This window comes from Halomonas sp. BC04 (assembly GCF_000568385.1).
The window spans coordinates 1-11,038 of the sequence record NZ_AZQX01000195.1 but is presented as its reverse complement, the minus strand read 5'-3'; the positions used below and the strand labels follow the sequence as shown (position 1 = coordinate 11,038).

Below are 11,038 nucleotides of genomic sequence, written 5' to 3'. Positions count from 1 at the left end.
CATGTCACAATCCATAATGATAACAACATCTATGAAAAACAGTGGCAACTGATACTGGTTGGTCCCGCCGACAACGCTTTCCTTTATCGGAAAACAGGTCAGTTTCCAACATGAGGAGCGAGAAGCCGTGTATTATTTTCTGAACCGGATAGCACAGGGCCTGGTGGTCATCTTTTTTGCTTTGACACTCGGCTTTCTCCTAGTATTCGTCATCGGCGACCCGGTGCTGATGCGGGTCGGCGAGGATGCCTCAGTAGAGATGATCGAGAGGTATCGCAGCATGATGGGCCTTGATAGGCCAATCTATGTCCAATATATCGATTTCATGGCTCGGGCGGTACAAGGTGACTTTGGCCTTTCATACCGCAGTCAACAGGATGTGTCATCGATCCTGATCTCCCGGCTCGGCCGCTCCGCAGAACTAGCCATTCCCGCCATCATACTCGCCCTTGCCGTATCCATTCCGGTCGGGGTGCTCAGCGCTATCAAGCGCAATACCTGGATCGACTATGTTGCCAGGGTTCTGGCATTGATTGGCCAGGCCGCGCCTCAATTTTGGGTCGCCATCATGTTCATCGTCATCTTTGCGGTGGCGCTGGGCTGGATGCCCTCCTCGGGCCGAGTCACCGACCAGGGCTTCTGGACCTATGTGGCTCATATGGCCATGCCCACTTTTGTGCTGGCCTTGACTCCCATGGCCTACTTGACCCGGATGATGCGCTCAACCGTGCTTGAGGTTATCAACGAAGATTATGTGCGTACTGCCCGCGCCAAGGGGCTGGTAGAGAGTCGTATTGTCTACTATCACGCCGTGCGGAACGCTCTGGTTCCCTATGTCACCCTGACTGCACTACAAGTCGGTAATGTCATTGCCGGGTCAATGGTGGTCGAGAGTGTCTTTTCCTGGCCGGGCCTGGGGCGCCTGTTCATGAACTCCATCCGCCAACTTGACATTCCGGTGGTGGCCGGCGGCCTGGCACTTGTTGCCGTGATCTACGTCGTTCTCAATCTACTGGCTGACCTCAGCTACACCCTGCTCGACCCACGGGTTCGCAACTGACCACTGTCGTCCTGTTTTACCGTCCCGGATAGCGGCGGTACGAAATGATACCTGCGATATATGATTCATAAGGAGCAAGATAAATGAGCAGTCTCAACATCGGCTTTATCGGACTCGGCATCATGGGTGCCCCCATGGCATCCCACCTGCTGAATGCAGGTTACAAGGTAACCACCAGCACCCATCACAAGCCTGCGCCGTCCGACCTGGTCGCCGCAGGCCTGACGTCACTGGACAGCCCTCGCGATGTTGCCCAGAGCAACGACATCATCATCTTTATGGTCCCCGACACGCCACAGGTCGAGGAAGTCATCTTCGGGCCCGACGGAGTCAACGAAGCGGACTTGAAGGGCAAGATAATAATCGACATGAGTTCAATATCGCCCATGGCGACCAAGGACTTCGCGGCACGCATCAAGGAACAGGGCGGAGATTATATCGACGCACCCGTATCTGGTGGCGAACTCGGGGCAAAAAATGCAGCACTCTCGATCATGGTCGGAGCCGCCCCGGAATCTTTCGAGAAGGTGAAGCCGCTCTTCGAGGTCATGGGCAAGAACATCATCCGAATCGGGGAAGTCGGCGATGGCCAGACCTGCAAGGTCGCCAACCAGATCGCCGTGGCACTGACCATCCAGGCGGTGGCCGAATCCCTGACCTTTGCTTCAAAAGCCGGTGCCGATGTCGAGCGGGTTCGAGAAGCCCTGCTAGGTGGCCTCGCCCAGTCGAAAATCCTCGAGGTACATGGAGAACGCATGATCAAGCGTACTTTCGATCCCGGGTTCCGTATCGAGCTTCACCAGAAGGATCTCAACCTGGCCCTCTCCGGCGCTAACGACATTGGCCTGGCCCTGCCCAACACCGCCAATGCCCAGCAGATGTTCAACGTCTGCCGGGCGGCGGGCGGCAAGGACTGGGATCACTCGGCACTGGTGAGAGCCATCGAGGTCATGAGCCACCACGAGATCGGCTGAATAGGCTGCCATACCGGAGAGGTGGCCATATTGGCCACCTGTAGCTCCTGAACGCTTTCCCCCAGTCTTGAGACCACGGTTAGTCTCGAGACCACAACAAGGAGTCTTTCATGGCCTTCGATGTATTTCGTCGCAAGACCACGCTAGGCCTATCCCAGGCCAGAATGATGATTACCGCAGCCCTTGCCGAGGCCAGACGGCTCGAGTTGGAACCGCTTGTGGTCGTCGTGCTGGATAGTGGCGGGCAACTTGTCTCGATGGATCGTGAGGATGGTGCCGGCATCCTTCGCCTGGAAATCGCTCAAGGCAAGGCAGGGGCCGCGCTTGGGTTGGGAGTCTCGAGCGGCACGATCGGAGAGCGGACCCAGGGGCGCGAGGCCTTCGTCACCGGCGTGGCAAGCGCCTCGCGCGGCACCTTCGTGCCCGTTCCCGGCGGGGTGCTGGTGCTCGACGAGCAACGGGAGATCATCGCCGCCGTAGGCGCCAGCGGTGACAGTCCGGGCAACGACCAGACCTGCGTGCTGGCCGGCATTCATGCGGCAGGCCTGGACGCTGGCCTTGATGCCGCAAACAGCTAGGAGTCTGACCAACCACGTGGCCATCAAGGCGATATTGGACCTCTCCCTTCCCCGTCGACTCTCACCATAAGGCGGTCAGTCCCGTGATGGCCCCAGCAAGCCAACCAGCTCCGGCACGGGGCGGTCGGCATGGCCGGCGTCACTGATCGACTGGTAGAGCGCCAGTACCGCATCGGCCACGCCGCGCTCGGCGTCGAGATCTTCGGTCATGGTGTGGTAGTAGCCAATATCCTTGAGGCCGTTGGCCACGCTGAAGCGAAAACCGGAGGCGTCCCCATCGGCGATGTAGGGCCGCAGGCGCTCCAGGATTACGCCACCACCGCCGCCCTTGCCCAGCACGTCGAGAAAGGCCGCGTCGTCGATACCGGCCCGGCGCGACGCCGCGGCGGCCTCGGCCAGCACCGCGGTGAAGCCCAGCGAGACGAAGTTGTGCAGCAGCTTGAGGGTATGGCCGGCGCCAACCGGGCCGGCATGGGCGATGTTCTCGGCAAAGCACGCCAGCAGCGGCCTGACCTCCTGGAAGAGCGGCTCCGGCGCCCCGACGATCAGGTTCAACCGTCCCTCCTCCGCCTCCTTGGGGGTGCGCGTCATGGCAGCATCGATAAAGCGTCCGCCGGCCGCCTCCACGCGTGCCGCCACGCGCTCGGTAGAGCTGGGCAATGAGGTGGAGCAGTCGATCACCACGCAGCCCGCCCGCAGCCCTTCCAGCACACCGCCGGGCTCGAACAGCACCGCCTCCACCTGAGGCGAGCCGGTCACGCAGAGAATAATCACTTCGGCGGCATCAGCCACCTCGCGACCACTGCCCTTCGCAGTCGCACCGCCGGCGATAAGATCATCCACCGGCTGATTGCCGGAGTGATCGAGAAAAGAGAGGGCATGCCCCCCTTTGAGGATGTTCGCGGCGATACCGTGGCCCATCAGGCCCACGCCCACCAGGCCCACTCGAAATACCTGATTCATTGTCTGGCTCCTACTGGTTCATGCAACCGTGAAACGCAGCCCGATGGCTCGCTAATCCATGCTTGAATCAGCCATGCCTGGCTCAACCATGCTTGATGGCGACGGTCTTGAGCTGGGTGTAGCTCTTCAAGCCTTCGAACCCCTTCTCCCGGCCATGCCCGATCGTCCGATACCGCCAAAGGGAAGCTCGATGCCGCCCCCGGCACCGTAGTTGTTGACGAAGACCTGGCCGCTGCGGATCCCCTTGGCCAGCCGCAACTGCCGTCCGCCATCTCGGGTCCAGATACCGGCACAGAGGCCGAAGTCGGTGGCATTGGCCAGCCGCAGGGCCTCTGCCTCGTCGGCAAAGGTCTGCGCCGCCAGCACCGGCCCGAACAGCTCCTCCTTGAGCACCTCATGGCCATCGGGAATCTCCGTCAGCAGCTGCGGCACCACGAAATGGCCGCCAACGGGGGCACTTTCCGTCAAGCGCCCCTTTGCCGCCACGCGGATACCGTCTTCGACCGCCGCTGCCAGGCGTGCCTCCAGCTTCGCCTTCTGGCGGGCGTTGATCAATGGACCGCAGTCGGCATTCGCCTCGCCGGCATCGCAGCGCAGGGCAGAGAAGCGTTCGACCAGCGCGCCCAGCACGGCCTCGGCGCAGCTCGCCTCCACCAGCAGGCGGCTGCCCGCCGAGCAGGTCTGGCCGGCGTTCTGGACGATGCCGCGCACGACCGCTTCCAGGGCAGCCTCCATGTCGGCATCGGCGAAGACGATCTGCGGTGACTTGCCGCCCAGTTCCATGGTCACCGGCACATGATGCACGGCAGCGGCCTGGGCCACCTGGGTTCCCGTTTCCGGCGAGCCGGTGAAGGAGAGATGGTCGATCCCGGAGTGGGCCGCCAGGGCGGCACCCGCCTCCCGGCCAAGCCCGGGTACCACATTGAGCACCCCCGGCGGCAGCCCATGCTCACAGGCCAGCTGAGCCAGGCGGAGCCCGCTGAGGCAGGCATCCTCGGCCGGCTTGAGTACCACCGTATTGCCGGCCGCCAGCGCCGCCGCCACACAGCGCCCGAAGATCTGGGCAGGATAGTTCCAGGGGATGATCTGGGCGCAGACCCCATAGGGTTCGCGCAGGGTCATCACCGCGAAGTCGTTCTCGAAGGGAATGGTTTCGCCATGCAGCTTGTCGGCCGCCCCGCCATAGAAGCGGAAGTAGCGTGCGCAGGCCGTGATATCACCCCGGGCCTGTGTCATCGGCTTGCCGGTATCGGCACACTCCAGGGCCGCCAGGTTGGCGTGATCGGCCTCGATGACCGCGGCGAAGGCCAGCAGCCACTCGCTGCGTCGTCGCGCCGACCAGGAGGACCAGTCGCCCAGCTCGCCGCTGAAGGCACCGCGGGCGGCGACCACCGCCGTTTCGACCTCCCGCGACTGGCTGCGGGCAATCTCTGCGATCACCGCTCCGCTGGAGGGTGCCTGGACCTCCAGCCGTTCCCTCGTGGCAACCCATTCTCCGGCAATGAGCGCCTCGCGGGGCGGCATGATGGGTAGTGAAGACATGGCGTTTCCTTGTTGTTGTTCCGTTTCAATAGACCAGGCGCACCAGCCCCATGGAGATCCATGGCATGTAAGTGATCGCCACCAGGCAGGCGAGCACCACCAGTACGAAGCGCACCAGCCAGGGCAGCATCTCGTCGATGGTGATCCGTGCCACCGCACAGGCGGCAAAGAGGTTCACCCCCAGCGGCGGCGTGATCATCCCCAGCGCAAGGTTCACTACCATGATCAACCCGAAGTGCACCGGATGAACGCCGAACTGGATGGCAATGGGCGTCAGGATGGGAGCCAGCACCAGGATGGCCGCAGAGGTCTCGATGAACATGCCCACCAGCAGCAGCAGGACATTGACCGCCAGCAGGAACGCCATGGGGCTGTCGAACACTTCGGTCACCCAGCCGGCGATCTGGGACGGCAGCCCGGTCCGGCTGAGCAGGAAGCTGAACAGCGAGGCCGCTGCGATGATCAACATGACCGCCGCGGTGGAGATGACGCTCTGGCGCAGGATCGGCCATAGATCGCCCGGCTTCAGCTCACGGTAGTAGAGGCCACCCACGATCAGCGCATAGAACACCGCTACCGCCGACGCCTCGGTAGGAGTGAACACCCCGCCGTAGATACCGCCGATCACCACCACCGGCATCAGCAGCGCAAGCCAGGCACGCTTGAACGAGATCATGAAGCTGGTGCTGTCCTTGTGGTCATCCAGGCCGTAGCCCCGCACCTTGCAGAACAGGTAAAGAAACAGGATCAGGCACAGCCGATCAGGATGCCAGGGCCGATGCCGGCGAGAAACAGCTGACCGATGGAGGTATCGGTGCTGACGCCGAACAGGATGAGGGGAATCGACGGCGGTATCAGCACGCCAAGCTCTGCGGAGGAGGCCTGGATCGAAGCGGCCAGGGGCTTGGGATAGCCATGCCTGACCATCGCCGGTATCAGGATCGCGCCGATGGCGAAGGTGGTGGCGACGCTGGAACCCGACACCGCGGCAAACATCATGCAGGTCAGCACGCAGGTCATGGCCAGGCCGCCCTGGATGCCACCGACGATGGACTTGGCCAGATCCACCAGGCGCCGGGAGATACCGCCCGCCGCCATCAGGTTGCCCGCCAGGATGAAGAACGGGATGGCCATCAGCGGGAACTTGTCGATCCCGATGAACATCTGCTGGGGTACCAGCAGCAGCGGCAGCCGGGAGAAGAATTCGATACCGATGATCGAGGCCAGGATGATGGAGATCGCGATCGGCACCCCGACGGCAAAGAGGATGATCAGCGACAGGCCGATGACCAGATTCATGGCTGCGACCCTCCCGGACGGGAGCCATCGGACCCGCCAGGCAGGCCCACGACCTGCTTGGCCTTGTGGATCTCCCGAGACTCCACGTCGGGCGTGACCTCGCGCCCTTCGGGGCCGATCAATTCGCGGCCGGTGATCTGGGCCAGGATGCGTGCGATCACCGCCACGATGGCAAAGCTGGCACCGGTGGGAATGGCGGCATAGGCCCAGGACATCGAGATGTTCATGCCCGACATGGTCTGGTTGCTGACGCGCATCGTCATCTGGATGCCGAAATGGATCAACACCGCCAGCACCAGCAGGCAACAGCATACGATGACGATTTCCAGCAGCAGCATCAGCCGCTGTGGCATGACCTTGTAGATGGCTTCGACGGCCATCATGTAACCACCCCGAAACGTGGCGGCAGCCGCCAGGAAGACACACCAGATCATGGCCGTCCTGGAGGCCACCTCCGACCAGGTCGAGGGGGCATTGAAGAGGAATCGGGTGAGCACCTGATAGAAGCCCAGGGTCACGGACACGATCAGCATGGCCACAGCCATCAGCATGGCCAGACGCGTCAGCTGGTGCTCAAGACGAAGGAACAGCGAGACCATTGGGAATCACCATGACCAGAGGGCTCCCGGCATGGCGCCGGAAGCCCGGGGTGGAGAAGCTCAGCAGTTGGCGGCTGCTTCCTGGATACGCTCCAGCATGTCGCTGCCATGCTGCGAAGTGAAAATCTCGTAGGCGGGCTGTACCGCCTCCTGGAAAGGGCCGATGTCGATATCGGTCTGCACCGTCATTCCGTTCTCTTCCAGCAGCGCGACGCCCTCTTCCTCAAGGCGCGACACCTCGCCACGGGTGGCTTCGGCCGAAGCACGTGCCGCCTCGCGGAACCACTCCTGTTCCTCCTCGCTCAAGCCGTCGAACATGATCGGCGAGCCCAGCAGGATGGCCGGGGAGTAGACATGACCGGTCAACGACAGGTGATCCTGCACTTCCCAGAAGTTGGTGGCCACGATCACCGTGATGGGGTTCTCCTGGCCATCGACGGTGCCCTGCTGAAGTGCCGTGAACAGCTCCGGGAAGGCCATCGGCGTGGGTCGTGCGCCCAACTGACGGAAGGCTTCCTGGTGAACCTCGTTCTCCATGGTACGAACGCGCAACCCATCGGCATCGGCCGGTGAGAGCACTTCACGGCGGCTGTTGGTCAGATGGCGAAAGCCATTCTCGGTCCAGGCCAGGCCCACCAGGTCGTGCTGCCCTACCTTGCCGAGCAGTTCATCGCCGAGCTCGCCGTCGAGTACACAGCGCGCCTGGTCGTAGTCCTCGAACAGGAAAGGCAGGTCCAGCACATAGGTTTCCGGCACGAAGTTGCCCAGCGGACCGGTGGACGTGATGACCAGGTCCACGGTGCCGATCTGCAGGCCCTCGATCATCTCCCGCTCGCCGCCCAGGGAGCCGGAGGTATGTTCGTTGACGGTGAAGGCACCGTCACTGAGCTCCTCCAGCTTCGCCTTGAAAGCCTGTGCCCCGACGGCATAGTGCGATGTGGCGGAGAGCGTATGACCGAGCGTGATCTCCTGGGCCGCCTGGGCCTGGATGGCCATGCCGGCCAGAGCAGCAGCGGTCACGGTTCCGATGGCGGTAGAGAACGCGCGGCGTGCGAATAGCGTTTTCATTGTTTTGATACCTCTTCTTCGTGGAACACCGTTGGGTAGTGGAGCGCCCGTCTTGGACGGACGTGCAGTCACGCCTCCGCTTTCAGGAAGGCATCGACGATTTCACGCAGGTTGCCGTCACCCTGGAACCCCAGTTCCCGGGCGCGACGCGTGGTGAAGCGGGAAGGCCAGCCGGACACGATGTCCGCAATACGCCGGTCGGGCTCATGGCGCACGAGGGCGACCGCCTCGTCGCCCGCCACCTGGCGCAGCGTCTCGAGCATCTCCGCCACGGTGACCGTGATGCCCGGCAGCATGAAGGCGCGAAAGGGTCCCAGGGCGTCGCCGGCAACTTCTGCGCCGTGTATCAATGCCTCGACCACCTTCTGCGGTGACATCACGAACATCGACAGGTCGGTGGGCACCGGGCAGATGGCCTCTTCGCCGTTCAACGGCTCGCGCAGGATGCTGGAGGCGAAGCTCGACGCCGCCGCGTTGGGGCGCCCCGGGCGAATGATGATGGTCGGCAGGCGCAGCACTCGGCCATCCACCAGACCACGCCGGCTGTAGTCGTTGATCAGCAGCTCGCTCATGGCCTTCTGGGCACCGTAGGAGTTCTGGGGCTGCAGCGCGGTCATGTCGTCGACCACTTCGGGGAGGTCCCCACCATAGGCCGCCACCGAACTGGCCATGACCAGGCGTGTCCCGGCAAGGCCGTGGGTGTGACACCCCTCGAGCAGCGCCCGGGTGGCATCGAAGTTGACCCGCATGCCGAGCGCCAGATCCGCCTCGGCGGCGGCGCTGACGACGGCCGCCAGGTGATAGATCACGTCCGGCTTCGTGGCCAGCACCGGGTCGAGCCCGCCCGGCTCGGTGATATCCAGCGCCAAGCGCGTCACCTCGACCCCGTCGCCGGTCGGCATCGGCGGCTCGGCCATGTCGATGAGCGTCAGGCGACGTAGAGGCCGGCCATCGAGCACTCCCCGGGCCAGCAGTCTTGCCACCAGCCGTTGCCCCAGGAAGCCGGCGGCGCCGGTAATCGCAATGTGCATATGAGCCTCGCATTCATTGTTAGGGAAACACTGCGCAAATGCCTACACGAGCGAATCGCTGCGTTGCGCGGTGCCGAAGCGTCGGACCGGCGGATCCTCACATATACCCCATATGCTCCGGTTGACTCGAAACCTTCGGTTTCTCGCTCCTTCGGAGCCATCCTGCGGATGTTTGTCGCTTCGCTCGGTTCTGTGCTCCGTGCGCCTTGCGCTTCATCCCGCTCGGCGATTTGTTCAGCGCTTCCTTATTGATCGGGTTTCAGGCCGTGCGCCCGGCCCCACGCCAACCCCTGGCGCGTGTCGCCGATGGGTCGGTACTCGCAGCCCACCCAGCCGTCATAGCCGAGCGTTTCGAGACCTTCGAAGATGGCGGGGTAGTGGACCTCTCCCCTGTCGGGTTCATGGCGCTCTGGCACGCCGGCAATCTGGACATGGGCGATCGCGGCGAACTGCCGCTCCAGGTGGTGAATCAGATCCCCCTCCATGATCTGGCAGTGATAGAGGTCGAACTGCAGGCGAAGGTTGTCGGCACCCACCGCTTCCAGCACCGCCATGGCCTGGGCCTGGCGCGACAGGAAATAGCCCGGCATGTCGCGGGTATTGATCGGCTCGATCAGCACCTGGCGCCCCACCTTGGCTGCCTCACTGGCGGCGAAGCGCAGGTTCGCCACATAGGTGGCCTGATGATGGGCCCGGGTATAGGCATCCGCATCCACCGGCAGCAGGCCGGCCATGGCGTGCACCCGCGGACAATTCAGCGCCTCGGCGTAGCGCAGCGCCTCGACCACCGCATCGCGAAACTCCGCCTCGCGCCCCGGCAGACTCGCCAGCCCGCGCTCCCCCGCGGCCCAGTCCCCGGGCGGCAGGTTAAAGAGCACCTGCTCCACGCCGGCCTCCCGCAGCGCCCCCGCCAGCACCAGGGGGTCGTGCTCGTAGGGGAACAGGTACTCCACGCCGCGAAAGCCCGCTTCGGCGGCCGCCGCGAAACGGTCGAGAAAGCCGTGTTCGGTAAACAGCATGGTGAGGTTGGCGGCCAGTCGGATCATGGATCGTGTCTCTGTGTTCGTGTTTCTGGGTTCATGTGCCACCGATTCGTGTCAGTCGCGGGGAAAGCGCGCTTCGAGTGCGGCGACCTGCTCGGCGGTCAGGCAACGGGGGTTCTCACCGCGCAGCAGCAGGAACAGCCTGGCGGTCTCTTCCAGTTCCTCGGTGGCGTAGACCGCCGCCTCCAGGGTCTTGCCGGCCACCACGGCCCGTGGTTGGCCAGCAGCACTGCGCTGTGCCGGCCCGCCAACCCGCGCACCGCATCGCCCAGGGTGGGATCGCCGGGCACGTGGTAGGGCACCAGGGGCAATTTGCCCACCCGCATCACGTAATAGGCGGTGAGCGGAGGGATACAGTCGCAGGGGTCGACCTCCGGCAGGCAGGAGACGGCCACCGAATGGGTCGAGTGCAGATGGACGATGGCACCGGATTGGGGCCGCTCGTCATACATCGCCATGTGCAGGAAGCTCTCCTTGGTGGGCCGGTCGCCGTCGAGCAGCCGCCCGTCGCGGTCCAGATGCGAGATCCGCGCCGGGTCGAGCCGCCCCAGGCATGCATTGGTAGGCGTCATCAGCCAGCCGCCATCGTCCAACCGCACGCTAATGTTCCCGCTGGAGCCCATGGTCAGCCCTCGCGCGAACAGCGACTCGCCAAGGGTCGCGATGTCCTCGCGCAGGCGATTCTCGTCATGCAGGCTCATCGCGCCGCCTCCGTCGCCAGGACCTCGAAGGCCCGGGTAAAGAAATCGGTGCCGCCGAAGTTTCCGGACTTTAAAGCCAGCGACAGCGGGGCCTCGCGCCCGGCCAGAGAGGCCTGGGTCCAGGGGACACCCGGGGCGATCTGCTCGCCGATGCGCATGGCGCGCACACCCAGGGCCGAC

The 11,038-nt window shown here is 63.7% G+C and carries 10 protein-coding genes and 2 pseudogenes; 3 read left to right on the top strand and 9 right to left on the bottom strand.

The features are described from left to right. Positions 1-58: 58 nt before the first annotated feature. The 3 genes from Q427_RS13860 to Q427_RS13850 all read left to right on the top strand — a co-directional run bounded on the left by Q427_RS13860 (position 59) and on the right by Q427_RS13850 (position 2,612). Positions 59-1,060 carry an ABC transporter permease gene (locus Q427_RS13860; protein ID WP_155833571.1) on the top strand — a complete coding sequence of 334 codons (1,002 nt, stop codon included), beginning with the start codon at positions 59-61 and terminating at the stop codon, positions 1,058-1,060. An 83-nt stretch (positions 1,061-1,143) separates the two neighbouring features. After that, a complete protein-coding gene (locus Q427_RS13855) occupies positions 1,144-2,034 on the top strand; it encodes a 2-hydroxy-3-oxopropionate reductase (protein WP_043514839.1) in 891 nt (296 codons plus the stop codon). A 110-nt stretch (positions 2,035-2,144) separates the two neighbouring features. Continuing rightward, positions 2,145-2,612 (top strand): GlcG/HbpS family heme-binding protein, encoded by a 468-nt coding sequence (locus Q427_RS13850; RefSeq protein ID WP_043514837.1) that lies wholly within the window; start codon positions 2,145-2,147, stop codon positions 2,610-2,612. Positions 2,613-2,687: 75 nt separating this feature from the next. On the opposite strand, the gene Q427_RS13845 is transcribed toward Q427_RS13850, so the two are convergent. The 9 genes and pseudogenes from Q427_RS13845 to Q427_RS13805 all read right to left on the bottom strand — a co-directional run. Further along, entirely contained in the window at positions 2,688-3,575 is an 888-nt protein-coding gene (locus tag Q427_RS13845; protein WP_043514835.1) for an NAD(P)-dependent oxidoreductase, read from the bottom strand. A gap of 126 nt (positions 3,576-3,701) precedes the next feature. Beyond that, positions 3,702-5,117 carry an aldehyde dehydrogenase family protein gene (locus Q427_RS13840; protein ID WP_231613693.1) on the bottom strand — a complete coding sequence of 472 codons (1,416 nt, stop codon included), beginning with the start codon at positions 5,115-5,117 and terminating at the stop codon, positions 3,702-3,704. A gap of 25 nt (positions 5,118-5,142) precedes the next feature. Further along, positions 5,143-6,416 (bottom strand): annotated as a pseudogene (locus Q427_RS13835) (TRAP transporter large permease). Next, on the bottom strand, positions 6,413-7,015 hold the full coding sequence (locus Q427_RS13830; protein ID WP_051496376.1) for a TRAP transporter small permease: 603 nt from the start codon (positions 7,013-7,015) through the stop codon (positions 6,413-6,415). Before Q427_RS13830 ends, Q427_RS13835 begins: the two are co-directional and overlap by 4 nt. A 60-nt stretch (positions 7,016-7,075) precedes the next feature. Then, complete coding sequence (locus Q427_RS13825; protein WP_051496375.1) at positions 7,076-8,083, bottom strand: TRAP transporter substrate-binding protein; 1,008 nt, start codon at positions 8,081-8,083, stop codon at positions 7,076-7,078. 68 nt (positions 8,084-8,151) lie between these two features. Continuing rightward, positions 8,152-9,114 (bottom strand): D-erythronate dehydrogenase, encoded by a 963-nt coding sequence (gene denD / locus Q427_RS13820; protein ID WP_043514833.1) that lies wholly within the window; start codon positions 9,112-9,114, stop codon positions 8,152-8,154. Positions 9,115-9,359: 245 nt separating this feature from the next. After that, a complete protein-coding gene (otnI, locus tag Q427_RS13815) occupies positions 9,360-10,160 on the bottom strand; it encodes a 2-oxo-tetronate isomerase (RefSeq protein ID WP_043514831.1) in 801 nt (266 codons plus the stop codon). A gap of 51 nt (positions 10,161-10,211) precedes the next feature. Next, positions 10,212-10,858 (bottom strand): annotated as a pseudogene (gene otnC, locus Q427_RS13810) (3-oxo-tetronate 4-phosphate decarboxylase). After that, on the bottom strand, positions 10,855-11,038 hold a 184-nt coding region (locus Q427_RS13805), incomplete at its 5' end, for a nucleotide-binding domain containing protein (RefSeq protein ID WP_043514829.1). The gene Q427_RS13805 and the pseudogene otnC, both read right to left, overlap by 4 nt.

What these genes read in the sequence shown, in the direction of transcription:
- Q427_RS13845 (WP_043514835.1), bottom strand. Translation starts at nt 3,575, where the DNA reads ATGAATCAGGTATTTCGAGTGGGCCTGGTGGGCGTGGGCCTGATGGGC.
- Q427_RS13830 (WP_051496376.1), bottom strand. Translation starts at nt 7,015, where the DNA reads ATGGTCTCGCTGTTCCTTCGTCTTGAGCACCAGCTGACGCGTCTGGCC.
- denD (WP_043514833.1), bottom strand. Translation starts at nt 9,114, where the DNA reads ATGCACATTGCGATTACCGGCGCCGCCGGCTTCCTGGGGCAACGGCTG.
- Q427_RS13825 (WP_051496375.1), bottom strand. Translation starts at nt 8,083, where the DNA reads ATGAAAACGCTATTCGCACGCCGCGCGTTCTCTACCGCCATCGGAACC.
- Q427_RS13855 (WP_043514839.1), top strand. Translation starts at nt 1,144, where the DNA reads ATGAGCAGTCTCAACATCGGCTTTATCGGACTCGGCATCATGGGTGCC.
- Q427_RS13840 (WP_231613693.1), bottom strand. Translation starts at nt 5,117, where the DNA reads ATGTCTTCACTACCCATCATGCCGCCCCGCGAGGCGCTCATTGCCGGA.
- otnI (WP_043514831.1), bottom strand. Translation starts at nt 10,160, where the DNA reads ATGATCCGACTGGCCGCCAACCTCACCATGCTGTTTACCGAACACGGC.
- Q427_RS13850 (WP_043514837.1), top strand. Translation starts at nt 2,145, where the DNA reads ATGGCCTTCGATGTATTTCGTCGCAAGACCACGCTAGGCCTATCCCAG.